20 protein-coding genes are annotated in these 24,245 nt (G+C 60.9%); 7 read left to right on the top strand and 13 right to left on the bottom strand.

The features are described 5' to 3' along the window. Nucleotides 1-18 precede the first annotated feature (18 nt). A complete protein-coding gene (locus LK440_RS06690; protein ID WP_005014047.1) occupies nucleotides 19-1,107 on the top strand; it encodes a sn-glycerol-3-phosphate import ATP-binding protein UgpC in 1,089 nt (362 codons plus the stop codon). A 103-nt stretch (nucleotides 1,108-1,210) separates the two neighbouring features. Continuing rightward, nucleotides 1,211-2,431, top strand: coding sequence for an ISL3 family transposase (locus tag LK440_RS06685; protein ID WP_005011985.1), 1,221 nt, complete (start codon nucleotides 1,211-1,213; stop codon nucleotides 2,429-2,431). A gap of 54 nt (nucleotides 2,432-2,485) precedes the next feature. Here the strand turns inward: LK440_RS06685 and LK440_RS06680 are convergent, their stop codons facing one another. Further along, entirely contained in the window at nucleotides 2,486-3,610 is a 1,125-nt protein-coding gene (locus LK440_RS06680; RefSeq protein WP_005014048.1) for a branched-chain amino acid ABC transporter substrate-binding protein, read from the bottom strand. A gap of 193 nt (nucleotides 3,611-3,803) precedes the next feature. On the opposite strand from LK440_RS06680, the gene LK440_RS06675 reads away from it, so the two are divergent. Continuing rightward, on the top strand, nucleotides 3,804-4,412 hold the full coding sequence (locus LK440_RS06675; protein WP_005014049.1) for an RBBP9/YdeN family alpha/beta hydrolase: 609 nt from the start codon (nucleotides 3,804-3,806) through the stop codon (nucleotides 4,410-4,412). A gap of 2 nt (nucleotides 4,413-4,414) precedes the next feature. Here the strand turns inward: LK440_RS06675 and tviB are convergent, their stop codons facing one another. From tviB to LK440_RS06635, 8 genes are read right to left on the bottom strand one after another with little or no spacing between them, the layout of a single operon-like run. Continuing rightward, on the bottom strand, nucleotides 4,415-5,701 hold the full coding sequence (tviB, locus tag LK440_RS06670) for a Vi polysaccharide biosynthesis UDP-N-acetylglucosamine C-6 dehydrogenase TviB (RefSeq protein WP_005014050.1): 1,287 nt from the start codon (nucleotides 5,699-5,701) through the stop codon (nucleotides 4,415-4,417). A gap of 19 nt (nucleotides 5,702-5,720) precedes the next feature. Further along, on the bottom strand, nucleotides 5,721-6,161 hold the full coding sequence (locus LK440_RS06665) for a polysaccharide biosynthesis/export family protein (RefSeq protein ID WP_017685738.1): 441 nt from the start codon (nucleotides 6,159-6,161) through the stop codon (nucleotides 5,721-5,723). 30 nt (nucleotides 6,162-6,191) lie between these two features. Beyond that, nucleotides 6,192-6,824 carry a polysaccharide biosynthesis/export family protein gene (locus tag LK440_RS06660; RefSeq protein WP_227944798.1) on the bottom strand — a complete coding sequence of 211 codons (633 nt, stop codon included), beginning with the start codon at nucleotides 6,822-6,824 and terminating at the stop codon, nucleotides 6,192-6,194. Nucleotides 6,825-6,858: 34 nt separating this feature from the next. Next, nucleotides 6,859-7,704, bottom strand: a complete 846-nt coding sequence (locus LK440_RS06655; RefSeq protein ID WP_005014051.1) for a hypothetical protein — start codon at nucleotides 7,702-7,704, stop codon at nucleotides 6,859-6,861. Between the two features lie 8 nt (nucleotides 7,705-7,712). After that, nucleotides 7,713-9,788 (bottom strand): glycosyltransferase, encoded by a 2,076-nt coding sequence (locus LK440_RS06650; protein WP_005014052.1) that lies wholly within the window; start codon nucleotides 9,786-9,788, stop codon nucleotides 7,713-7,715. A 26-nt stretch (nucleotides 9,789-9,814) separates the two neighbouring features. Then, nucleotides 9,815-10,987: a hypothetical protein gene (locus tag LK440_RS06645; RefSeq protein ID WP_005014053.1), complete on the bottom strand. Its 1,173-nt coding sequence runs from the start codon at nucleotides 10,985-10,987 to the stop codon at nucleotides 9,815-9,817. A gap of 24 nt (nucleotides 10,988-11,011) precedes the next feature. Further along, nucleotides 11,012-11,725, bottom strand: a complete 714-nt coding sequence (locus LK440_RS06640) for an ABC transporter ATP-binding protein (protein ID WP_005014054.1) — start codon at nucleotides 11,723-11,725, stop codon at nucleotides 11,012-11,014. Nucleotides 11,726-11,734: 9 nt separating this feature from the next. Beyond that, nucleotides 11,735-12,508, bottom strand: a complete 774-nt coding sequence (locus LK440_RS06635) for an ABC transporter permease (RefSeq protein WP_005014055.1) — start codon at nucleotides 12,506-12,508, stop codon at nucleotides 11,735-11,737. 362 nt (nucleotides 12,509-12,870) lie between these two features. Here LK440_RS06635 and LK440_RS06630 point away from each other — a divergent pair, with 362 nt between their 5' ends. The 3 genes from LK440_RS06630 to LK440_RS06620 all read left to right on the top strand — a co-directional run bounded on the left by LK440_RS06630 (nucleotide 12,871) and on the right by LK440_RS06620 (nucleotide 18,540). Then, nucleotides 12,871-14,151 carry a glycosyltransferase family A protein gene (locus LK440_RS06630; protein WP_017685740.1) on the top strand — a complete coding sequence of 427 codons (1,281 nt, stop codon included), beginning with the start codon at nucleotides 12,871-12,873 and terminating at the stop codon, nucleotides 14,149-14,151. Between the two features lie 10 nt (nucleotides 14,152-14,161). Further along, the gene (locus LK440_RS06625) at nucleotides 14,162-16,198 is read left to right on the top strand and encodes a glycosyltransferase (RefSeq protein ID WP_227944797.1); all 2,037 of its coding nucleotides are present in this window, start codon (nucleotides 14,162-14,164) and stop codon (nucleotides 16,196-16,198) included. Nucleotides 16,199-16,362: 164 nt separating this feature from the next. Then, nucleotides 16,363-18,540, top strand: a complete 2,178-nt coding sequence (locus tag LK440_RS06620; RefSeq protein WP_005014059.1) for a hypothetical protein — start codon at nucleotides 16,363-16,365, stop codon at nucleotides 18,538-18,540. A 99-nt stretch (nucleotides 18,541-18,639) separates the two neighbouring features. Here LK440_RS06620 and LK440_RS06615 read toward each other — a convergent pair whose 3' ends face one another. The 4 genes from LK440_RS06615 to LK440_RS06600 form a co-directional block, all read right to left on the bottom strand. Next, the gene (locus tag LK440_RS06615; protein ID WP_005014060.1) at nucleotides 18,640-19,140 is read right to left on the bottom strand and encodes a Dps family protein; all 501 of its coding nucleotides are present in this window, start codon (nucleotides 19,138-19,140) and stop codon (nucleotides 18,640-18,642) included. Nucleotides 19,141-19,291: 151 nt separating this feature from the next. After that, nucleotides 19,292-20,251, bottom strand: a complete 960-nt coding sequence (locus tag LK440_RS06610; RefSeq protein ID WP_005014061.1) for a LysR substrate-binding domain-containing protein — start codon at nucleotides 20,249-20,251, stop codon at nucleotides 19,292-19,294. A 55-nt stretch (nucleotides 20,252-20,306) separates the two neighbouring features. Further along, nucleotides 20,307-22,376, bottom strand: a complete 2,070-nt coding sequence (gene recG / locus LK440_RS06605) for an ATP-dependent DNA helicase RecG (RefSeq protein WP_005014062.1) — start codon at nucleotides 22,374-22,376, stop codon at nucleotides 20,307-20,309. Nucleotides 22,377-22,397: 21 nt separating this feature from the next. Continuing rightward, nucleotides 22,398-22,784 carry a Rid family detoxifying hydrolase gene (locus tag LK440_RS06600; protein WP_005014063.1) on the bottom strand — a complete coding sequence of 129 codons (387 nt, stop codon included), beginning with the start codon at nucleotides 22,782-22,784 and terminating at the stop codon, nucleotides 22,398-22,400. A 136-nt stretch (nucleotides 22,785-22,920) separates the two neighbouring features. On the opposite strand from LK440_RS06600, the gene LK440_RS06595 reads away from it, so the two are divergent. Continuing rightward, nucleotides 22,921-24,177, top strand: coding sequence for a chloride channel protein (locus LK440_RS06595; RefSeq protein ID WP_005014064.1), 1,257 nt, complete (start codon nucleotides 22,921-22,923; stop codon nucleotides 24,175-24,177). Nucleotides 24,178-24,245: the final 68 nt, after the last annotated feature.

The following is a 24,245-nucleotide window of genomic DNA, read 5'->3' as shown; positions in this document are numbered from 1 at the left end:
CCCAGACGAATAAAACGTATGGCTACCCTAAGTTTCCGCAACGTAAAGAAAACCTACGCCGGCAACGTGCCGGTCATCCATGGCATAGACATGGATATCAAGGATGGTGAATTCATCGTCATCGTCGGCCCTTCCGGTTGTGGGAAATCCACGCTCATGCGCATGGTGGCCGGGCTCGAGACCGTTACCAGCGGCGAGATCATCATCGACGGAAAACCCGTCAATGACCTGGAGCCGGCCGAGCGCGACATCGCCATGGTGTTTCAGAACTATGCTCTCTATCCGCACATGAGCGTGTTCGAGAACATGGCGTATGGTCTGAAAATCCGTAAGGTCCCCAAGGCAGAGATCCAGAAACGTGTCGAGGCCGCCGCACAGATCCTGGAGCTGGGCAAGTTGCTCGAGCGGCGCCCGCGCCAACTGTCGGGTGGGCAGCGTCAACGCGTCGCCATGGGTCGGGCCATTGTGCGCGAGCCCAAGGTCTTTCTGTTTGACGAGCCGTTGTCCAATCTGGATGCCAAGCTGCGGGTGGCCATGCGGCTGGAAATCCTCAAGCTTCATCGGCGCCTGAACACCACCAGTCTTTATGTCACGCACGATCAGGTAGAAGCGATGACACTGGCGCACCGCATGGTGGTCATGTATCAGGGCGTGCCGGAGCAGATCGGGACTCCGATGGAGGTCTTTGACAAACCTGCCTCCACCTTCGTAGCCGGATTTATCGGGTCTCCCCCAATGAATCTGATCGAGGTCGATGTGGCTGGCGACGGCACTATGCAGACGCTAGAAGGTACAGCACTACAGATTTCGCCGCTCCAGGTGCCTCAGTCGGTACGCGGCCGTAAAGTCGTCATGGGGCTGCGCCCCGAACACATGCTGCTCAATGCAGAGGGCATTCCCGTGGTCATCGAGATGATCGAAACCCTGGGTTCGGAGCAATTGGTGCATGGTCGCAACGGCAAGAACATGATTGTCGTGCGCTGTACGACCCGCCAGTTGTCGGAATCGACCATACGAGTCGGAGACACCATGAGCATCGGCCCGGATGGCCGGCACGATCTGCATTGGTTCGAACTGGACTCCGGACGACGCGTCGCCGGCCTGTGAGTCAACCGCCCGAATAAAAAAGGTTCATCGCGGAATAGCGTGGAGCCGTGCTTGATTGCCGTTACGCTTGATCCTTGATTTTTCAAGGATCAAGGCCGGGATCATGCTGGACCGCAAGACGATCGAGAGGTTGGGTGGGTGGGAAGGTTATCGGGTGGAGCGGGTCGTGTGGCCTGAAGGTGAGAGCCGGACGGTCACGATTTACCTGAAGCCTTCAGCGCGAACGATGCACTGCGAGCACTGCGGCAACCGATGTCGGCAGGTGCATGAGACGACCACGCGCCGGGTGCGGGATCTGCCGCTAATGGCGCTGCGAGTGACGCTGGTAGTGCCGCGTCGGCGGGTCTGGTGCGAGCAGTGCGGTGGACCGCATCTGGAGAGGCTGAGCTGGCTGGGCCGTTACCAGCGAGTGACCGACCGGCTGGCCGAGGCGGTCAGCCAGTTGCTTGAGTCCAGCAACATTCTGGCCGTGGCGCGCTTCTTCCAACTGGGTTGGCACACGGTCAAGGCGCTGGACAAGGCCCTGCTGCGACGGGCGATCCAAGAGCCGGACTGGAGCCAGATCCACTACCTAGCGATGGACGAGTTCGCTCTACACAAGGGCCATCGTTATGCCACGGTCGTTGTCGATCCGATCCGCCGTCAGGTGCTATGGATCGGTGATGGCCGCTCGCGCGAGACGGCCAGAGCCTTCTTCGAACAACTGCCAACTGGGGTTGCCCAGCAGATCCGGGCCGTAGCGATCGACATGACGACGGCCTATGAGCTGGAGATCCAGGCCAACTGCCCCAACGCCGAGATCGTCTACGACCTGTTCCACGTCGTGGCCAAGTACGGCCGTGAAGTGATAGACCGGGTGCGTGTAGACCAAGCGAACCAGTTGCGGCACGACAAGCCGGCCCGCCGGGTGATCAAGTCCAGTCGCTGGCTACTGCTGCGCAATCGCAAAAACCTCGATCCGTGCCAATCGGTAAAGTTGGACGAGTTGCTCCAGGCCAACCAGCCCTTGCTCACCGCTTATCTGATGCGCGATGAGCTCAAACAGCTGTGGTTCTACCAACACCCCGGCTACGCCCGCCAGGCATGGGATCACTGGCTGCAACAGGCTCAGGGCAGCGGCATCGCCGCCTTGGCTCACTTCGCGCTCAAGCTAAAAGCCTATCTGCACGGGATTCTGTCTCGCTGTCGCCACCGGCTCAACACCAGCATCGTCGAGGGCATCAACAACACCATCAAAGTCATCAAACGCCGCGCCTACGGCTACCGCGATCAGGAGTACTTCTTCCTCAAGATCCGGTCTGCATTCCCCGGTATTCCTCGATGAACCATAAAAAAGGCTGCCTGCAACTATGCGGGCAGCCTTTTTTTGGCCTGGCCTTTACTTGAAAGCAGTCTTGCTGCCATCCTTGTGCCAGGTAAAGACCTCGAACTCGAAATTGTTCAAGTCGCCCTGCTTGTTCCAGGCCGTCTTGCCAATCGGGGTTTCAAAGGTATTGGCGTGCATGTACTTTGCCACCTTGGTCGGATCCGTGCTGCCTGCGCCTTTGATGCCGTCGGCGATCGCCTGGGTAGCCGCATAAGACGTCAGCTGGAATGCGCCATTCGGATTGCGCTTCTTTTCCTGGAAGGCTTTGACCACGGCGGCGTTGGCCGGATTCTGTGCAAAATCAGCCGGCAACGTCAGCAGCATGCCCTCGGCCGCATCACCGGCGATAGCATTGATGTCCGGGTTGCCGACGCCTTCCGGCCCCATGAAACGGGCTTTGACCCCCTGCTCGGCAGCCTGACGCAGCAACAGGCCCATTTCGGGGTGATAACCCCCGAAATAGACGAAATCCACGCCATTGCTCTTGAGTTTGGTGATGACGGCGGAATAATCGCTGTCGCCGGCATTGATACCTTCGAACACCGAGACCTTGATGCCGGCCTTCTCGAGGTCTTTTTTAACGGCAGTGGCAATCCCCTGGCCGTAAGATTGCTTGTCATGCAGCACCGCCACATTGGCAGGCTTGATTTTGCTCTCGATGAACTTCGCGGCGGCCGGGCCCTGTTGATCATCGCGGCCAATGGTGCGGAAAATAAACTCGTAGTTCTTGCCGTCGGTAACCGCCGGCGCCGTCGCTGACGGGGTGACCATCACCACACCTTCGTTGTTGTAGATGTCGGTCGCGGCAATCGTCGCTCCCGAACAAACATGGCCGACGACGAAACCGATTTGCTGATTGACCACGCGATTGGCAGCGACTGGCCCCTGCTTGGGTTCGCAGGCGTCATCGATGACCACGGCCTCGAGTTTCTTGCCGTTTACGCCTCCCGCCGCGTTGATCTGCTCGATGGCGGTGTCAACACCTTCTCGGACCATATCCCCATATTGCGTCACCGGGCCCGTCGTCGGACCGACGACCCCAATCTTGATGTTCTGCGCCTGGGCACCGGACCAGGCCAGTCCCATCGTCACGCCCACGGCGGCCAGAATGGGGGTCAAGTGAAATGGCTTATTCATGGGGCACTCCTTCCTTGGCTTGTCTTCGTTGATCTACGCGCCAGGCTAGCCGGCGCATTATGCAAGGCAAGCATAACCGAACCGACTGTCCCTGGGCGCCAGAGCAATCAGGGTGCGCATATATCCCATACGATATATGCATTGAAATAGATAGTCGTTTGGGTTGGTTAGCGCCCCAGGCAATATGGCGCACATGAGACTCCAACCTATCATCATTCCTGGGTGGAAAGACTCCCGGCCCGGGCACTGGCAGACCTTATGGGCAGACAGCCTGCCGTACGCACGGCGCCTGCGCCAGCAGGACTGGCAGAACCCTCAGCGAGCTCAATGGTTGGCCGCGCTTTGTGCGTCGGTCGACGAAGCCTCCAGCCCGGTGCTGCTGATCGCCCACAGCCTTGGCTGTCTGGTCGCCGCGTCGCTGCCGATCGCGCTGCGCTCTCGTGTGGCCGGGGCATTGCTCGTGGCGCCCGCTGACGTCGAGCAGGCCGGCACACCCGCCTGCCTGCGAGATTTTGCGCCTATCCCGCAGCAGCCTCTGCCCTTCCAAAGCGTTGTGGTGGCCAGCGACAACGATCCGTATTGTTCCTTGAGCCGAGCCCGGCACTTCGCCCAGGATTGGGGCAGCCGTTTTGTCGTCGTGCCGCAAGCCGGCCATCTCAACGCCGACAGCGGCCTTGGCCAGTGGCCGCAAGGGCTCAAACTGTTGGGCGCCTTGCGACGCCGCGCGGCCTGGAGGGTATCTCCGCCGTCACCGCGCATTTCTCCGGTACCGCCCCTGGCCAACAGTTCAGGAGCAGGCTGAGGCTACAGGCGCAGATCCGACTCTTCGGCCGACAGCACGTATTTCAGGTCATAGAGCACATGCTCGGGCTTGCCCAGCCTGCGGATGGCCTCGGCGCCCATGTCCACGAACTGCTGGTGCGACACCGCCAGGATGATGGCGTCATAGCTGCCTTCGGCCGGCTGGGCCACCGGCGTGATGCCGTACTTATGCCGCGCCTCGTCGGCGTCGACCCACGGATCGTAGACATCCACGTCCACGCTGTACTCGCCCAGTTCCTTGACGATGTCGACCACGCGGGTATTGCGCAGATCCGGGCAGTTTTCCTTGAAGGTCAGGCCCATCACCAGCACGCGCGCGCCCTGCACGTGCAAGCGCTTTTTCGTCATGCACTTGACCAGCTGCGACACCACGTAGCCGCCCATCGAGTCGTTCAGGCGCCGGCCAGCCAGAATGATTTCCGGGTGGTAGCCGATGGATTGCGCCTTGTGCGTCAGGTAGTAGGGATCCACGCCAATGCAATGCCCCCCCACCAGGCCCGGGCGAAACGGCAGGAAGTTCCACTTCGTGCCCGCCGCCTGCAGCACGGCCTCGGTGTCGATGCCCATCTTGTTGAAGATCAGCGCCAGCTCATTGATCAGCGCAATGTTGACGTCGCGCTGCGTGTTCTCGATGACCTTGGCGGCTTCGGCCACCCGGATGCTCGAGGCCTTGTGCGTGCCGGCGACGATGATTTCCTTGTAGAGCTGGTCGACCAGCTCGGCCACTTCGTGCGTCGAGCCGGAAGTCACCTTCTTGATCGTCGAGACACGATGCGCCTTGTCGCCCGGGTTGATGCGCTCGGGGCTGTAGCCGGCAAAGAAATCCTCATTGAATTTCAAGCCCGAGACGCGCTCGAGCACCGGCACGCAGTCTTCCTCGGTCGCGCCAGGGTAGACGGTGGATTCGTAAATCACAATGTCGCCGCGCTTGAGCACCGCACCGATGGTTTCGCTTGCCTTGACCAGCGGCGTCAGGTCCGGCTGTTTGTACTCATCGATGGGCGTGGGCACGGTCACGATGAAAACATTGGCCTGGCCCAGCTCGGCGTGGTCGGTCGTATAGCTCAGGTGCTTGGCTTCGGCCAGCTCCTTGTCATCCACTTCCAGCGTGTGGTCATGGCCGCGGCGCAACTCGTCGATGCGGCGCGCGTTGATGTCAAACCCGACGACGGAGCGCTTCTTGCCGAACTCCACCGCCAGCGGCAGACCGACATAGCCCAGGCCCACGATGGCCAGTTGGAAATCAGAAAAGATGGAGCGTATGCTCATGAGTACCTCTAATTGAAAGTCAATTTGCGCCAACGCGCTGGCCGACGATCAGGACCTGCACGATGGGGGTAATGATCTTCTCCCATTCGTACATGGGCGCGTTGCTGACATAGACGACGTCCTCGGGCCGCAGTTCAAACTGCTTGGCAAGAAACATCGATTCGGGATTACGCATGTTCAGCCGGAAGACCGTTGGCCGGGATTGGCCCGCCGGGTCCAGTCCATCGAGACGAAAGACAAATACCCCGGTGGCGTCGGCAGCGCGGTCGTTCAATCCGCCTGCCACACCCAGCGCATCCAGCAGGTTGCTGCGTTTGGACGGCAGCTCATGCAGGCCAGGTTTCGTAATGGCTCCCATCGCGACGAAGCGCTTGAGATTGGGTTCGACTACGACTTCCGAGCGCGGATCCAGCGCGATATTGTGGCCGTTAAGTAACTGCTGATACGGCACGCGAGTCATGCGGGTGCCGTTGCGGATGACGACATCAACCTAATACGGAGGCAATGTCGAGCCGCCCGCCTGCGCCACGGCATCCAGTGCAGTGAGAGGGCTTTTGTTGCCTCCGAAGCGGCCGGGTTGGGCAACAGCGCCGGTCACCAGTACAGAGTTTGAACGATCATCAGCCAGATCCACCATGACTTGCGGTTGCACGGCAGCCGTATTGCGCAACGCGTTCTTGACCATCTGCTCGATGGCTCCCAGTGTTTTGTTACGCACTCGCAGGTGGCCGGCATAGGGCAGCGATATCATGCCTTCGGCGTCGACTCGCACAGCCTCGAACACCGTACCTCCGGTGTTCAGCGGGGCGAACAGCCCCCCCTCCATGCTGTCAGCGACCAGAATACGCAGCACGTCGCCCGGCCGGGCGCGCATGTTGCCGGCGTATCCGTCCGAGGTATTGCCGTCGACCTCGGGCGGGCGCTTGAGCACATACGGTTCGATGGTGCTGGCGTTGACGTCCACCACGTCATAGGCGCCCGGCGCGTCGGCGCCTTGCGCGGTGCCGGCGTCCATGATGGCGCCGCGCGTCGGCCCGGAGCCGGCAAGAATGCTGCAACCGGACAAGCCCATCAGTATCACCAGCGGCAGGAAGCGAAACATAGAAATAAGGGGGGTTCTCATGACGGATCGTTGGACTCCGGTGGTGTAAGGGGATCTAGCGCAGATCCGTCCCAAGCAGGGTGTTCGCCTGTTGGTACAGATGTTCGGCCAGGAGGGTTTCAAACGCCGGGCAATAATGATTGAGGTCTTCGCCGTCACGATCCAGTATCTGCGCTCGACCCAGGCCCTGCGCGCAGTCCAGCGGGTCAACGACATGCAAACCGGCAAGCCCCGCGCAAGCGGCTTTCACTCGCGCGACATGGTGGCTGCGCGACAAAATGGGCCGCCCATCAGACCTTGGCAAGTCCACATGCGTGACGACCAGCACAGGCTTTCCCAGCACACGGCTTGCATACCTCAAGTCCTCGCGCACGTGGCTCTCGGTATCAGTCTCGCAACGCGCGCGCCGAAGAACCCGTTCGCCTGGCGCCAGCATCGCCGGATCGGCAAGTTGCCGATATTCACCCATGGCCCGGGCGTACTCATCAGGACTGACGGCACCGCAGCGCAAAAGGCTGCGCCACCACTGCATACCGATGTCCCCGAGCTCGCGCACCAGGTGGCGCACCACCAGGTTCTTCTGCAGAAACACGCCATCGACCTCCACACTGCGCTCGGCGGCGGCCTCGATCACGACGGCATCTGCCTGCATCAGTTCACGGCGGTGAGTCTCGTCCAGACTGGGCCAAAGGGCTCGTGCGAACAGAAACGGCAGCAATTGCCTGTCCAGACCCTGCCCTTCGCAGAGCCAGCGCAAACGCTGGCAAGCCTCGCGCGTGCTGTGGATATAGCCCGGAAGACCTGCCGTGCACAGCCGCGCCCTGCCCTGCTCCTGCAGCAGACGGATGGGCCGATGGACTCTGCAACTGCCAAGGACGAATAGATTGAGGACGTGGGTCATCCGGTCCCTCAAAGTCCTTGATAGCAACGCACGGTTGCAGAGATCATTTGCGACAGGGAGAAACGCGCACGAGCCCAGTGGCGGGCTTTGCGGCCAATATCCGCGTCGTCCTGCCGCATCGCGTAGAGGCGACCCAGCGCGATATTGACCTCCTCGGCAGTGGTGTTCTCGGCTCGCAGGGTCAAACCGGTCACGCCTTCTTGCACGGCCTCACCGGCTCCGCCGGCCAATGTGGTCACGACGGGCACGCCCGCGAACTGGGCTTCGATCAGGACATTGGGCAAGCCCTCAAAACGCGACAGCAACAAGAAGGCATCGAACTGTTCCAGCCAATACCCGACGCGCCGCGAAAGGCCGGTGAACAGGATACGATCCGATATCCCCAGCCGTTGGGCAAACTCTTTGACCGGCTCAAGCAAAGGCCCGGCCCCCACCATCACGAAGCGCGCATGGGGATTCGTGCGTGCAAACTGCTGAGCAGCCTCAACCCAGAGAAAGGGCCGCTTGTTCTCGTCGACGCGCATAACGGTGCCCACGGTAAAAGCCTGTTCCGACGTCCGCGCAGAGAAGGCTTGCATCATCTGCACGCAGGCGTCATCGCTGACGGACTTCAGGGGTGCAAGGCCGTTATAGACCACGGGAATACGCCGCGCGTCCAGATCCAGCCAATCGGCATAGCGTCGCGCGGCAAAGCTGGAGTTCGAGCTCAGGACCACCCCTCGCATTTTCAATAGTTCGGAGTAAATGATGTCGTACTCGACGCGGTAGCGATCCGGGCGGTCTATCGGCGGCATCGTGCGCACAGACAGAACGATTCGGGGAACGCCGGCCAACAAGGCGGCCAGTGCTGTCGCAAAGATCGACCCATCCTGCCAAATGTGCACGACGCGAGGCGCACCCGAGCGGATCACGTCCGTCAGCTTGCTGGTGCCTTCGATGATCTGTTTGGGCAAAAATCTCAGATACTCACGATACGGCGCCAGCAGGGACGCAAACTCCGAGCCGCCCCAGGCGGGCATATCCGCGTACACCGCCACAGGGATGTCATGCTCGCGGAGTGTGGCGGCGAAAAAGTCGGCGCCTTCGCGGCTTCGTAGCGACCGGCACACGACCTGAATCGGACCCAGCACGTCGTGCTCGGCAATGGATTGGCCTTGCAGCATCGCCGTCTGCAGCGCAACGGCGGTATTGACGAACTGACGCTCCGCGCCACCCGCACCTAATGAGCCATTGATCATCAGCACCTTGCCCACAAAGGACTCGGGCTTAGGATCGATCTCCTCGTTGCGGCGGCGGCCTATCTCCTGAAACAGCCTTTGCAGCACCAGCACGCTGACCGGGACATTGTTTTCCGACCACGACACGCCTAACGCCGTCAGCGCGGCCAAATCGGTATCCAGTGCACCCAGCCGGCGCGTCAGTTTACGACCGCGCTCCCCCAGGCGCTTGAGGCCAAGCTGAAGAATCTCGCGACCCCGCCACAGCACGCCGCGCCGATTCTGCGATTGTGCCCACACCGCATAACCATCTTCGAACTCCGGATGCGAGTCGACCAGCCGGGCGAAGGCCGCATCGGCCAGTTCCGGGTGGCCGATCTCGTCCCAGCTCTTCGCCTCAAGCAGGATGTCGCGCGCGGCCTGACTGCCCCCGGCGAAGTACTTCTCTATCTCCTGACGCGCGGCGTCAACGCCTAACTGCCGTTTGACGCCGCGCAGCATCAAGATGAAGGCGTCCGCCGAGTCGGGAAACCGGTGCTGGATTCCGCGCCAGACGGCCAGGCTGTCATCGGGACGATGGGCGGCTTCCAGGCTGCGTGCAACCAGCACTTGAAAGAGTTCGGTGTCCGGGTAGCGCCGCACATACTCCAGCAAATGCACCACGGCGCTCAAGGCGTCGTTTGCGGCCACCTGGCGTTGCATGAGCGAGCGGGCCTGTTCTTCGACATCGCGCGTGGGTACCTCTTCCTGCACAGCCCCCACCAGCACTTCTTCCAGTTGATCCGCAAACGAAGACGGCAACGCGGTGCTGCTGCCACGCTGTGGAGCATGCTCTTGCCGTCGTAAACGCGATAGAAAAGAAAACATGGCGGCGTCTCTGCTAGTGCTGCACGTCAGGCGTGATCGCGGATGGCATATACCACTAGCACGACGACGATCCACAGAATCAGAAAGCCCAGCAGGCCGAGCGCGGTGTCCACCCAACGGCGGGGGTATTGCGATTCATCGGCCAAGGTAGGTTGGGAGGCGATCACCGTGTAGAGCACTTGCCTGGCCGCCAGACTGCGGGCGTCTTCAAGCCCTTTGAGCGCGCCGGTGTAATAGACCTCCGCGAACTGGCGCTCGGTCTCTGCGGATTCGTACTCGCGCAATACCGTAGACAGGCTTCCCGTTTTCCCTGTCTTACTCCCGACGCTGATCTGCTGGTCGTTGAGATCGCTCAGCTGTGTCTGCAGGGCACGCAAGCGTGCCTGGGCCCGTTCCAGCCCGGGCCCGCCGCGCACACCACCTGCCCGTAAGGTGGCGACCTCGGCAGCTGTCGTGGCGATATCCCCTCGAACTTTTGCTGCCAGTTGCAGATTGGCCTCGGCTTCCTTGACGGGGTCGAGTACCCCCGTGCTGGCTCGCAGATCCTGCACCTTGAACCGTGCGGCAGATAGACGCTGCTCCGCTTCCTCCACCTCCAGGTGCGCGAAGCGCACGCTGTCTTCCCGAGCCTTCTTCGACATCTGGTTGACCAGTTTTTCGCTGGCCTGGAGGATGGCTTGTGACAAGCGTAGCGAGTCCTCCGGCGTGAATGCCCTGACACGCAGGATGATGGCCCCGGTTGACATGTCGAACTGAATGTCGATCATGCGACTCCAATGGCGCCACAGTGCTTCCTCCGAGGCGTCAGCCGGAACCCGGTACCAGAAATCGATGCCAGGCTTGGACCACATCTTGCGAAGATTGAGGGTCCGGTCAAGTTCGCGCACGATCTGGCGCGATTTGACGTAATCCACCACGGCGAAGGAGTCGACGAACAACTCCGCCGTCATCTCGCCTCCACCAAGAGTGGAATGCCCCTCGCGGCTGGCTGCGGAGGCCTGGGTCACAGAGCCCGCCCGCAAGCCGAAACGGGCTTCCGACACGTATTGGTCAGCCGCGATCACCAGCAGGTAAAAAGCCAGCAGTGCGCCGGGCACGGCGATCAGCAAGATGGCTGAGTTGCGCAGCCATCGCGACGGGCGCTGCGCAGCCGCGCCCGGCAAAGCCGGACCGCGGTAGGTTGTGTCCGATGTCGTCATATAGGATCTGGTTTCCTTAAAAAATCAGGTTTCGCTATCCACGGCGGGCAGCGCCACATCGTCGCTGTTGTCCACGACCTGAGCGAATCGCTCGGCGACGTCCGCAAGTTCGCCAAATCCCTGCAGGCGGCCGTCGCGCAGAATCAAACCGTGGGTGCAGAAGCGTCGCACCGTCGTCGTGGAGCTGGATGTCATGAGAATGGTGGCGCCGCGCGAGCGCTCGGCGAACACGTCCAGGCATTTGCGCTTGAAGTCCATGTCGCCCACCGCAAGCATTTCATCCACGACATACACATCGCAGGCCAACGCCATCGAAACGCCATACGAAAGCCGCGCCCGCATACTGTTCGCATAGGTCGACACGGGAAGATCGTAGGCACGTCCGAGTTCTGAGAAGTTCTGAACGAAGCGCTCGACATGCGCGAGGTCGCAACCATAGACGCGAGCAATGAAACGCACGTTGTCCCGTCCCGTCATCGACGAACTGATCGCGCCGGCAAAGCCCAATGGGTACGACACCCGGGCCCGACGTTCAACGCTGCCGCGATCGGGCAACTCCATGGCGCTGACCATGCGCAAAAGCGTAGATTTCCCGCTTCCATTCGCCCCGAGGATGGCGACGTTTTGCCCGGCAATAAAGTCGACGCTGATCCGATCCAACACGGTTTTGGCACCCTTTTTGGAGCGGAAGGCTTTACTCACCTCTTTGAGGGATATCACTACGCGCGCTTCGGTCATGATTCGCTCCTAGCGGGTATGCAAGCGTCGACGCATCGCACGCTCCAGGCACAGGCCGAGAACCGCCGCCGAGATGGCCCACTCAATCAGATAGGAACGATCAAGGGTCAACGAACTGAAATTGGCGAAATACCCCTCACGGAACCACTCGATGGCATGCACCATGGGGTTGTAGATCAGCACTGCGCGAGCTTTCTCGGGCAGTGCATCGACCAGGTAGAAAACGCCGGAAAGCAAATACAGCGGCCGCGTGACCGCGCTGTAGAGGTGCTCCCAGGACTTGAACATCATGTTCAGCACCGAGTTGATCAGGCCAACGCCGAAACCCAACAAAAAGGTGAAGAACGCCGCCAGCGCGCAGGTCTCAAGGTTCTCCGGCAGGAGGAGATCACCGCCCAGCATGGTGAGAAAAAGCAGGATTCCAAACACCGCAATCCAGGTCAGGGCCTGCAGCAACGCCTTGGCGAAGATGACGTCCATGTTGGTGATGGCTGGCAGGCGCAACAGCTGGGTATTCGACGTGATCGCGCGCGACAACCGTGATGAGGTGTGGCTGAACAGGAAGAACGGCATGATGCCGGTGATAAAGAACATCTGCAGATTGCCCAACGGCGCCTGCCTGCCCCAGACGACATAGATCGTCGACAGCACCGCCACGTGCATGATGGGCTCAATCAAAGCCCATAGATAACCCAACCGTGTTCCCCCGAAACGTACACGTGTTTCGCGGTAGATCAACGCGGCAATGACCCTGGCCTGCGTGCCCAGCAGGTGGGCGCTCAATGCATAGCCTCGGTCTGACGTTTCATTGCCTTTTTCCCGTTTGTCGTGTGCGGTTGCCGCAGGATTCCCAGCGCCCTGACGGTGGCTGAGTTCGAACGGGAGGGATGATACGGTCCAAAAAGACAGGCCGATATTTCAATACTTATCAAATAAAACCAAATGCGTATTCTTATTATTCTATTTATACGCAAAAATCTATTTTTTTATAATTTCATAATAGGACGTAATTCTTGCGGGCGCTCTCCCTAGTGGGGCTTCCTCGCCGCCAGCGCAAAAACTGAAAAATTCATACCTAGGCAGGTTAAATGTTCGGAACCACTCTGTTAAATATTTGCCAGAAACGCGTACACAAAGCAGTCAATATGTTGCAGGCTTGGCAGGTGTTGCACCGGCACGCTGACGACCCGCTGCGGCTCAACCGGATAGGCTTGTTTGAAACGTCGCAGCGCACCAAGGGCGGTGGGCTCGATTGTGAGCTTGCTCGCGCACGAGCGATGTTGGAATGGACGGGCGCCGATGCACGACTGCATCCGGCGGACTTCTCCGGCCGGGTATCCGATTTTGAACGCCAGCAGTACGCGCTGACGCTGGGGAGACAGAACCCTGAGCAGGCCAATACATGGTTAAAGCGCTCAGAGAGCGCGCTATCCCTGGCGATGGCCCTTGCCGCCAGCGACGCCGATGCTGCTCAATGGCACGCTGCGGCGCTGCCCACACCCCGGCGAACCAATCTTAAGAAAGCGAATAATTTGCATGCAGTTGTTGCTGCGCAGCATTGCCTGGCAGGGCAATTTGGACAAGCACGCAAACATTTAACGCACCTCCTCACAAATGCGGGCGGCGAGCTCGCGACGACCAACCGTCCTCTGACAATGGACGAGTTTTACGCACGAAAAACATCGATTGTTCCGTCAGAAATTCAGGACCATGTTTTGGTGAGCGTAATAATTTGTGCGCGCGACGCCGAGTCCTATATAGACAACACCCTATTATCTGTAGAACGTCAAACCTATCAAAACATTGAAATAGTAGCGGTTGATGACGGATCGACAGATAACACTTTCCAACATATCCTGGCAGCGGCTTCAATTAATGCGCGTATAAATCCGCTTCGGATAGATAATTGCGGCACGTACGCAGCTAGAAATATCGCACTAACCCGGTCACGTGGCAGTTTTATTACTTTTCTTGATGCCGACGATGTCATGCTGCCTCGGCGCATAGAGCGTCAGCTTGGCATGGTCCACGCCTACCGGGCCATGGCATGCACCAGCCGTTTACTGCGCCTGACCGCGCTAGGCCAGCTCGTGTCTCCGCGTATTTATCCTCTGATCCGCCACAACCCCGCGTCGATGATGATGCGCCGCGAGGTCCTTGACCGCCTCGGTCCTTACGAAGAGGTCCGCTTTGGAGCAGACGACGAATATGAACACCGTATCCGGCTTCATTGCGGCACAGGCAGCGTGGTGCGCGACGCCGACGTGCACACCATTGCATTGCACCGAGACGACTCATTGACTCAATCCCCCACCACCGGCTTGAACTCACCAACCGGCCGCCAGGGTCGCATCCGTTATCGGGAGGACTGGATCCGACGCCACATGGAAGAGGGTCTATCAGGCAGGCAACTTTCTCAGTCATAGGATCCCGTTCATGACCGTAAGCAACGTACTACGACTTTCCCGGTCTGCCGGAACGCTCGCCGGGCCAGGCGACGGCGAGCAGTTGATGACGCGGCTGGAGCAAGAGCACGCGGCAAGGGTGCAAGCCGAAAAAGACCTGGCCAATGCTCGAACCTTGCTGCGCGAAACCACTCAACAATTGGCCAAGCAGCGGCTGACCCTGACCTGGAAGCTCGGGGAGGCAGTGATCCGGGCACGCAATATGGCGGACTATCTGCTGCTGCCCTACACCTTGTTGCGCCTGTCGCATACTCACCGGCGAGAACACCGGCACAACCCAGCGCCGCGCAAGCCCAATGCCGCAGCGCTGCCCGCGGAAGCGGCAAGCGCGATCAAAGACGCCTTGGACTACGTCAAGCGTGTACGCAGTCCCGAGGTGCTGCTCTGGTGCGGGCAGCAGAGCTGGCCGACCGAAGTGCGCAGCAAGGTGTATTGCGAAATTGCGCGTTGGGCACGCACAAGCTACCCCGACATTGCCGAGCAGGTCGCCCAGCAACTGCTGCTCATCGATCCGGCAGCGCCGCACAGCCGCCAATTGGCTTTCAGTCTTTTTGACGCGGGTCTTGTGACCGTCCCAGCGCGCTTGCTGCAGACGGCCAGCGCCAGCGGGGTGCGTCTGAACACCGCCGAATCTCAGCGATATGCCCGGATTCAAGCGGCCCACGATGTGCTGACCGACGATACCGCTGCGCACCTTCCAGGCGGGTATCGCTATGATTTCTCAGCAGAAGGCCCGCTGCTGATTCTCGCGCCCCACAGTCTGCTGCAGCGCCGCAGCGCCAATGAGAACGCGCTGCATCGTTACGCCACCAGCCTCGCCGCCCGCGAGGGCGAAGTGCGGGTCATCAGTTGGCAATCCAGCGACGACGACACCGCCGATACCGATCAGCCGAGCACCTCCGAGCTACGCGTCGACGGCGTGCTCTACCAGGCTGTCACAGCGGCTCAGGCACGCACTGCGCGTTTGCAGCCTCAGGCTCTGGCCGACATCGTTCTGGCTCAAACCGTAGGCCAGCGGCCCCGTGCGGTGCTGGCATGGGACGATGCACATTGCGGTATCGCAGCGCATACAGCGGCCACCCGCCTGCGCGTGCCCTACGGGTTTATTGCGCACAGCGTGAGTTTTTTTCAAAAAACCGCTTCCAACCATGTGCTGTCCGAGCGCGCTCTGGTCGATCTGCGGCTGCTCAAAAGAGCGTTATCTCAGGCCGACATGCTCGCGCTGGGCTGCACCGCTCTGGCGGCGCCGCTCCAGGAGCTGCTGCAGGCCGAACCCGCCGTTTGCCTGCTGCCCCCCTTTCCTCTGCCTGCCGCCAACCTGCGTACACCGCAAAGTGATATCGCGCTTGCAGGCACGCTGGCACGCCTGAGCGGCAAGAAAGTCATCGTCTGGAATGAGGACGATCCTCCGGCAATGCTGGCGCGTGTGGTGATCGATCTCTATGCAGAACTGGCCCTGCACGACGATAGCGCCGTGCTCCTGGTTCTGTCCGAAGGGCGCACAGCCGCTGCCATGCGCCAGCATGCCGTGGCGATCGGTCTTTCCGAGGATCAGGTCATCTTCGCCCCGACGATCACCGATGCGGTATCGCGCGAACAGTTACTCAGGCAGGTGCATATCGCTCTGTTTCCGTACTGGCCCACCAGAGCCGACCACACCGCCGTGCCGGCTTGCGCGGCGCTTCTGGAGGCCATGTCGCTGGGGCTGTGCCCGGCTGTTGGGCCGATAGCCACCTATACGGATCTCGTGACTGACGGAGAAAACGGCGTGCATATTGACTTGGCCGCCGCCCCTGCCGACAGCGCCGCGCGCCTGCAGGCCCTGCTGCGCGAAGCCTTAGCGCGAGAGCAATATGGGCGCAAAGCGCGCGAATCCGTGCAAAGACACATGCCATGGCAGGCGTATGAAGAAGCCATCAGCACCATGCTGATGCAAGCGGCGACACCCGAACCCGCCAATCCGGCACGGCGCGCAGAACCCCAATTGACAGGGTTGCGTTCACGTTGAAGCACTACAGATGCAACAAAGACTCATCTCCAACCCCGGCGTCACATGCTTGCCGCACCGGGTCGGCTTGCACAGTCGTTACCTAATCACACCCCCTGCATAAGGCTACAGATCAGGCCTGCGCTATCTTCAAACCGCTATTGAACGAGACGGAGTATCTCACCGTGAATATCACTACGATCGGGTCCTGCCGCGTGGCCGGCCCTATGGCAAAAGTACAGGCGCGGCGCAATTTCGTGCTGGATAACCGGCTGCTATACGGCTACACGCACAACTCCAAGGAAACCATCCAGGCTATCCGCTACATGCGCGGCGACCTGACCATTCCCGCGGCTCTGTGGCCATTCATCTCCGGTCAGACCTACCGCGAGGGTAATCCACGTTTGCCCCACGGCAGCATCCCGGCCGAAGACCGCCACGTCGTGGAGATCAGCTCCATCAAAGTGCTGGAGCTAGACGGCTATCAGCTGCAATTGGTGCGATTCAAGGAGGCGTTGGCCTTCTGCCCGGAGTTGCGCAAGATTTTCTTCGAGCATGGGTCAGCCGAGGTGCGTGCCCAGCGTCTGCGACAGTTCCACGCCACGGCCAGCTACGCCCGTGCACCCGAAGCCGTGCAGCATGTCCTGACCCAAACCGTTCTCCGTACGCAGACTGCAGCCGAAATCGAAAGCGACCTCAAGCAGATCGCTCTTTTGCTCGGCCCGAGCTTTGTGCTCGTGACGCATTGCAACGCCATGAATGCTCACGGCGAACTCATCGCTGACCGGGCAAAAATGGTTGATCGAGTCTCACGTGCCTGCGCCCGCGCCGGTATTACCCTCGTCGACCCAGGCTCCTTGCTAGCGGCTTACGGCCAGGACCGCGGCATGCCCGAAGACGGCCGGGATACCACCCACTACACCACGGCGTTCGCGCACCTGGTGGGTAAAGAGATCTGCGACAAATTGCTGGGCGTACAGGAGACAGCAGCGTTGCCCGAGGGCCAGACCGCCAACGATTGGAAACAGAGCCTGGAAGCCGCCAAGGAATATGGGCAGGCGCAAGCTTGGGATCTGGCGCTGCTTTATGCCAATCGGGCCATTGAACTCAAGCCCAATGTCTCGGCGGCCTATGTGTTGCGTGCCCGGGCCATGATGGCACTGAGCCAGACCGATGAAGTCCTCGATGCCTGGGGCGCAGCGTTGGCCATCGATGCCAATCGCAACGCCTATATTCTCCGTCAGGCAGCGGAGTGCGCCTTCGAGCAAGGACAGATTGATACCGCACGCGGCTGGGCCCAGGAGTCGCTGCAGTGCGAGCGCAACGAAAAAACCGCGACGCTGCTGGGCCGCATTCATGCACGCCTGGGCGAGAATGAACAGGCTGAGCGAGCCTTCCGCGTAAGCGCTCAGGCCGCACCCGAACGTTCTTTACGCCACGCCACGCGCAGCAGCACGCCCTTGGAAGAGGGTGCGAGCATGGTCAGCGCTCTGGCAGCCACCCAGGCGGTGGACAGCACCAGCCTTCAGGGCGCGCGCGAACATGTGCTCAAGCGAGCCCGCCGCGAAGTCCGTCATGCCGGCCGTGCGGGTGCACTGTTGCCCAGCCTGGGCGCCTTCTATGCTCTGCAGATCCTGGCCGGCGAGCACCAGACCGAACTCGACGATGAAATCAATCAGGCTTATCGGCGCTTGCTCAAGAGCTATGAAACCAGTGCTGAGTATCGAAGCAGTGAAATGGCTATCCAATTGCTGGCGGAACTGGCTGCCCTCAACGCCGTGGACGTACGCTATGTGCAGCGCGCCGCCAAACAACTGCAGGCCGACGGCCATGGCGCGGTAGCGGTTGCGTGCTGGCACCGCCTGGCCGAAGCCGCCCTGCCCGCAGAATCGGAAACCGTACTCCTTCCCGCGACGCGGCTAGTGCAATTGGGCGCGCATGCCGATGCCGTTTCGGTTTACCGCAGGCTGGCCAACAGTGGCGTGCTTACCCCCGAGCAGACTGCTGCCATGATAGAGAAGAACCTGCGGGCCCTGGCTCGCTCGATGGGACGCCATCTGATCGCCGGCAACCTCCGGATGGCCGAGCAGGACGTAGGCGCCATACGCGCCATCGATCCCACCTATGCCGGACTGCCCTCGCTGCAACGCACGCTATCGGATGCGCATAAACGCGAGTTCCAGGATCAGCGGCAGCAATCCAAAGACCAGAACGAGGTGATTGCCAGCGCGAAACGCGTCATCGAGAGCAATCCGATGGATCGCGAAGCGAATGTGGAATTGGTGATGCAAAGCCTGCGTACGGGCAACCTTAACGAAGGGCGCCGGTTGCTGGAGCGCTTCATGGAAAACGCCCCTGCATAATGATGTTTCAGCGGCAGCCTCGCCGCCGATCGGTCACTGCTCCGGCATCCTGATGCCAGAGCAGTGACCACCATCATGCGAGTTGACTCGGCGTACAGGTCATTGCAACAGGCTGCGCAGCATCCAGGCGTTCTTCTCGTGCACGTCGAGACGCTGCGTCAGCAAGTCGGCGGTCGGTTGATCGTTGGCGGCATCGGCCTTCTCGAACGCCGCACGGGCGGTTTTGGCCACGGCCTCGTTGCCTTTGACCAGCATGCGAATCATCTCCAGCGCTTCCGGTACGTTGCTGGGTTCTTCGATAGATGTCAGCTGGCCATACTCGCGGTAGGTGCCGGGCGCATAGTGACCCAAGGCGCGGATGCGCTCAGCGATGGCGTCCAGGGCCCCCCACTCTTCCGTGTACTGGGTCATGAACATGTTGTGTAGCGTATTGAACAACGGCCCGGTGACATTCCAGTGAAAGTTGTGCGTCATCAGGTACAACGAATACGAATCCGCCAGCAGCTTGGCCAGTTCGCCGGCAACCGCTGCACGATCCTTGTCGGAGATCCCGATATTGATACGGGGTGCGGCGCTGCTGTTTTTGGTCGATTTTGCCATGTGGGGCTCCTTGTCAAAAGGCTACGAAAACACACTAAGAATACCATTGGGGGACACCATCAGGGCAGACCTCGGCCCGTGGCATACCCACCACGACCGAGGCGCATCCGCAGCGTCAAGGTATGGACGGATGGCCATTTCCGCTCTTGGATCAGGCCGCCTGATCCTGCGCGCTGACGGCCTCGTCATTGAGCATGGTCACGCCAGGCAGACCGCATGCGTAAACCGCCTGCGCCAGCGCTTCTACGGCGGTCAGACGGGGGAAGCTACGACGCCAGGCCAGCACGACGCGCCGTGTCGGAGCCTGCCCTTCGAAGGGCACATAGCTCAACAGGCTTTTGCTGGACGGATGTTCAGGAACCGCCGTCACAGGCAGCACGGTCACGCCGATGCCGGCAGCCACCATATGCCGGATGGTCTCCAGGGAGGAGCCCTCGAAGGTGCGCTGAATGCCGTCGCTGGTTGCAGAGAAACGCGACAGCTCCGGACAGACTTCCAGCACTTGGTCCCGGAAACAATGCCCGCTGCCCAGCAACAACATGGTTTGCTGCTTGAGGTCCTGCGCGTCAATGGATTTGCGTTGGGCCCACTCATGATCGTGTGGCACGGCGACCAGGAAGGGCTCATCGTAGAGCGGTTGAGTCACCAGCCCTGCTTCGGGAAGGGGCAAGGCCATGATGGCGCAATCAATCTCGCCCTGACGCAGCAACTCCACCAACCGTACGGTGAAATTCTCTTGCAAAAGTAAAGGCATCTGGGGTGTGCGCGCGATCTGCTCAGGCACCAGCCTGGGCAAAAGATAGGGGCCTATCGTGTGGATGACACCCACGCGCAGAGGGCCCTCCAAGGGATCATGCCCTTGACGCGCGATTTCTTTGATGCTGGCGCTCTCTTCAAGCACTTTTTGCGCTTGGGCGACGATGCGCTGGCCAATCGGCGTGACACCCACTTCGGCGCCGCCACGCTCGAAAAGCGTGACGCCGAGCTCATCTTCCAGCTTGCGTATCGCCACGGACAATGTCGGTTGGCTGACGAAACAGGCCTCCGCCGCCCGGCCAAAATGGCGTTCACGCGCCACTGCCACGATGTATTTCAGTTCAGTCAGGGTCATCGTGCCCACTCCTGGGAAAAGGACCGCTCGCGGCGATCCACGCAATAAAGAGACGTCATGTTCTCAGAAAATCCTCTCGCCCACGCATCCACCGGCCGAGATGCGCGTGAACAGCCTGGGGATCATGCTGGCGCAGATACACCGCCGTGTCGCGCGCCGCCTCGGCCAACGCCACATCGCGGTCGATATCGGCAAAGCGCAACAGGGCCATCCCCGATTGGCGCGTACCAAGAAACTCACCTGGTCCTCGCTGCTCGAGGTCTCGCCGGGCAATTTCAAACCCGTCATTGGTCTCGAACATGGCCCGCAGGCGTTCGCGCGCAACCTGCGATAGCGGCGTTTGATAAAGAAGCACGCAGACAGACTCCGCTTCGCCGCGGCCCACGCGTCCACGCAGTTGATGCAGTTGCGCCAAGCCAAAGCGTTCGGCGTGCTCGATCACCATGAGCGAAGCGTTGGGGACATCAACACCCACTTCGATCACCGTCGTGGCTACCAGCAGGTCGACGTCCCCAGCACGAAAAGCCTGCATGACAGCCGCTTTGTCTGCCTGCGGCAGACGCCCGTGCACCAAGCCGACGCGCAGGTCGGGCAAGTCCACGCACATGGCTTCGTAGGTATCCACGGCCGTCTGCAATTGCAGTGCCTCGCTTTCTTCGACCAGCGGACAGACCCAGTACGCCTGACGCCCGGAGCGCGCGGCCTGCGCGATATGCGCAATGAGCTCGTCGCGGCGCGCTTCGGACAACAATTTGGTCAAAACTGGCGTGCGTCCTGGCGGCAACTCGTCGATGACGGAAACATCCAGATCGGCAAAAAAAGTCATGGCCAGCGTGCGCGGAATGGGCGTCGCGCTCATGCTCAATTGATGCGGCACTATCTGCCCTGCTGCCTGCTCGCCCTTGCGGCTCAGGGCCAAGCGCTGCCCGACGCCAAAGCGGTGCTGCTCATCGACGATGGACAGGCCCAGACGGAAGAAGTGGACACCGTCCTGGATAAGCGCCTGTGTGCCCACCACCAACTGCACCTCGCCCGCCTGCACGGCGGATGCGGTGGTGCGGCGCACCTTGGCAGCCAGGCTGCCGCTCATCCATGCGACCGATACCCCAAGGGGCTCGAGCCAAGCCTGCAACTTGCGAAAATGCTGTTCGGCCAAAATCTCGGTGGGAGCAATGAAAGCCACCTGAAAACCATTGGAGATGGCCTGAGCGGCCGCCAACGCGGCCACGACCGTTTTGCCGCTACCGACATCTCCCTGCAGCAGGCGATGCATGGGATAGGGGCGCGCCAGGTCTGCGGCGATCTCGCCGACCACCCGCTGCTGGGCGCCAGTCAGCATAAACGGCAAGGCTGCGTACAGCCGCGCCACCAGGCTGCCTTCGGCCGCGTTGACAGACATGCAGGGCGCACGCTTGTCGCGCCTGGCCGCGCGCGCGGCCGCCAAGGACAGTTGCTGGGCCAGCAGCTCGTCAAACTTGATTCGCTGCCAGGCCGGGTGGGTACGCTCAGTCAGATCCGTATCGGGAATGCCAGGCGCCGGAGCATGCAACAGGCGCACGGCATCATCGAACGGCATCAAGCTGTAGCGCTCGCGCACGGCAAGCGGCAAGGTGTCATGCAGATCCACGCGTTGCAGGGCTTGCGTGACCGCGCGGCGCAAGACAGGCTGGGCCAGGCCATCCGTACTGGGGTATACCGGCGTCAGAGCCTCAGGCAACGCGCCGTCCGCATTGGTCATGCGCGGGTGCACCATTTCGCGGCCAAACAGCCCCCCACGCACCTCGCCGCGCGCCCGAAGACGGCGGCCCGCGGTCAACTGTTTCTGTTGGCTGGGATAGAAATTGAACCAACGCAATTGCAGTTCGCCGCTCTCATCGGCAATGACAGCCGTCAACTGCCGGCGAGGCCGGTACAACACCTCCGAGCGCAGAATTTCGCCCTCTACCTGGGCCGAAAAGCCGGGGCGGACTGCAGAGATCGGAAGCACACGCGTTTCGTCTTCGTAACGCAGCGGCAGGTGCAGCACGAAATCTTCGGGCTCGACCAGGCCGAGGTTATGCAGCCGGCGCTCGGTATCCGAGCGCCCGCTCGCTACACGGCTGGCGGCCTTCGCTTGAGCAGCCATAGGGATGCTGCGCTCGCCGTATCAGAGAACCAGAATGGCTTCGACCTCGAACTGCGCACCCTTGGGGAGGCTGGCCACGCCAACGGTCGAATGTGCGGGAAACGGCTGTGGGATCAGCTCGGCCATGATGGCGTTGGCAGCGGTAAATTTATTCAAATCCGTCAGGAACAGTGTGAGTTTGACGATGTCGTTGAGGGACCCGCCTGCTTCCTTGACCACGGCCTCCATATTGGCGAAAGCTTGGCGCACTTGGGCGTCAAAATTCTCGGACACGAGGTCGCCAGTGCCGGGTTCCAGCCCGATCTGGCCAGACAGATACACGGTTGTTGAACCGCTCGCGGCCACGGCCTGAGAGTATGGGCCGACAGCGGCCGGCGCCGCGTCAGTATGGATGATCTGCTTGCTCATGAGCGACTCCTGAGTGACGAAAAACATGACTATCGAAGTTTAAACAGCAATAGAAACTTGCGAAAGTGGCAAGCTGCCAGGGAACTGCAAGCTGCCCCCTCCTACAATCTCAAGTCCCTCTGCTCTGCATCTTGCCATGTTCTCGCCCGCTCTTCGTCCGCGCGCCACGTTTACTCTGACTGTATTGCTTGTGGGGCTGTCCGCAGGCGTCGTAGGGCTATTGCTGTCCATGTTGCTGCATGCCGTACAACATCTGGCGTTCGGCTACAGTCTGGACGATCTGTTTTTCAGCCACCGGGCCTTCCTCTACGGGGTCATGGCGGCCACGCCCGAACGGCGCGTCATGGCGCTCATTGCGTGTGGCCTGGTCGCCGGGCTGGGTTGGGGAGCGCTATACCGCTGGGGCCGCCCGTTGGTCAGCGTCAAGGCCACGTTGTCGGATGACGCGCCCCCCATGCCGCCAGGCGCGACGTTGGCTCATGCAATTCTGCAGATCATCACGGTCGGACTCGGCTCTCCCCTTGGGCGGGAGGCAGCGCCCCGAGAAGCGGCTGCCATGCTAGCAAGCGGATTGGCGCGCCACGCGAGACTGAATGCGGAGCAACGGCGGATTCTGGTCGCCTGCGCGGCAGGCGCGGGGCTTGCTGCCGTCTATAACGTGCCATTGGCTGGCGCAGTTTTTGCACTGGAAGGCCTACTTGCCACCTTCTGTTGGCAAGCTGCACTCATCGCTCTTGCGACCTCTGCGATCGCTGCGGCAGTCGCTTGGTTGGGGCTGGGCATGGGTCTTCAGTATGTGATCGGTCCGCTGGAAATCCATCCCAGTATCCTCGTGTGGGCCATGCTTGCCGGCCCTATCATTGGGGCCGTGGCGCACGCTTTCTCACGCATGACCGATCAGGCAAAGCTACGGGCACAGAGTCTGAGCGGCTGGCCGCTGATCGTGTTGGCTCTGCTCAATTTCACCGCGATCGGGCTGCTGTCGGTGTATTTTCCGGCGCTGCTGGGCAATGGCAAAGGCCCGGCGCAACTCGGTTTCGACAGCGCGTTGACACTGGGAATGGCTGCCGTATTGCTCTGCCTGAAGATGCTGGTCAGTGCATGCGCGCTGCGCGTACGCGCCTCGGGCGGGTTGCTGACTCCGGGCATGGCCTGCGGCGCCCTGCTCGCCACACTGCTGGGCGGGGTGTGGAATCTGCTCTGGCCGGGTGCGCCGCTGGGGGCTTATGCCGTAATCGGAGCGGCGGCTTTTCTGGGCACCTCCATGCACCTGCCGTTCACGGCCATCGTGCTTGTCATGGAATTTACCCAGGTCAACCATAACTTCGTGGTGCCCATCGCACTGGCAGTCGCTGGCGCACTGGCCACGGCCAGGCTGCTGGACCACGACTAAAAAAAGGTTCATCGCGGAATAGCGTGGAGCCGTGCTTGATTGCCGTTACGCTTGATCCTTGATTTTTC

The organism is Bordetella holmesii (genome assembly GCF_020735985.1).
Taxonomy (GTDB): Bacteria; Pseudomonadota; Gammaproteobacteria; order Burkholderiales; family Burkholderiaceae_B; genus Bordetella; species Bordetella holmesii.
This window is presented reverse-complemented; position numbering and strand designations above follow the sequence as displayed.

Coding starts and splice junctions, on each gene's coding strand:
- tviB (WP_005014050.1), bottom strand. CDS start 5,701: ATGAGCATACGCTCCATCTTTTCTGATTTCCAACTGGCCATCGTGGGC.
- LK440_RS06675 (WP_005014049.1), top strand. CDS start 3,804: ATGAGACTCCAACCTATCATCATTCCTGGGTGGAAAGACTCCCGGCCC.
- recG (WP_005014062.1), bottom strand. CDS start 22,376: ATGGCTGCTCAAGCGAAGGCCGCCAGCCGTGTAGCGAGCGGGCGCTCG.
- LK440_RS06660 (WP_227944798.1), bottom strand. CDS start 6,824: ATGAGAACCCCCCTTATTTCTATGTTTCGCTTCCTGCCGCTGGTGATA.
- LK440_RS06600 (WP_005014063.1), bottom strand. CDS start 22,784: ATGAGCAAGCAGATCATCCATACTGACGCGGCGCCGGCCGCTGTCGGC.
- LK440_RS06615 (WP_005014060.1), bottom strand. CDS start 19,140: ATGGCAAAATCGACCAAAAACAGCAGCGCCGCACCCCGTATCAATATC.
- LK440_RS06610 (WP_005014061.1), bottom strand. CDS start 20,251: ATGACCCTGACTGAACTGAAATACATCGTGGCAGTGGCGCGTGAACGC.
- LK440_RS06655 (WP_005014051.1), bottom strand. CDS start 7,704: ATGACCCACGTCCTCAATCTATTCGTCCTTGGCAGTTGCAGAGTCCAT.
- LK440_RS06630 (WP_017685740.1), top strand. CDS start 12,871: ATGTTGCAGGCTTGGCAGGTGTTGCACCGGCACGCTGACGACCCGCTG.
- LK440_RS06680 (WP_005014048.1), bottom strand. CDS start 3,610: ATGAATAAGCCATTTCACTTGACCCCCATTCTGGCCGCCGTGGGCGTG.
- LK440_RS06650 (WP_005014052.1), bottom strand. CDS start 9,788: ATGTTTTCTTTTCTATCGCGTTTACGACGGCAAGAGCATGCTCCACAG.
- LK440_RS06640 (WP_005014054.1), bottom strand. CDS start 11,725: ATGACCGAAGCGCGCGTAGTGATATCCCTCAAAGAGGTGAGTAAAGCC.
- LK440_RS06665 (WP_017685738.1), bottom strand. CDS start 6,161: ATGACTCGCGTGCCGTATCAGCAGTTACTTAACGGCCACAATATCGCG.
- LK440_RS06645 (WP_005014053.1), bottom strand. CDS start 10,987: ATGACGACATCGGACACAACCTACCGCGGTCCGGCTTTGCCGGGCGCG.
- LK440_RS06595 (WP_005014064.1), top strand. CDS start 22,921: ATGTTCTCGCCCGCTCTTCGTCCGCGCGCCACGTTTACTCTGACTGTA.
- LK440_RS06690 (WP_005014047.1), top strand. CDS start 19: ATGGCTACCCTAAGTTTCCGCAACGTAAAGAAAACCTACGCCGGCAAC.
- LK440_RS06685 (WP_005011985.1), top strand. CDS start 1,211: ATGCTGGACCGCAAGACGATCGAGAGGTTGGGTGGGTGGGAAGGTTAT.
- LK440_RS06625 (WP_227944797.1), top strand. CDS start 14,162: ATGACCGTAAGCAACGTACTACGACTTTCCCGGTCTGCCGGAACGCTC.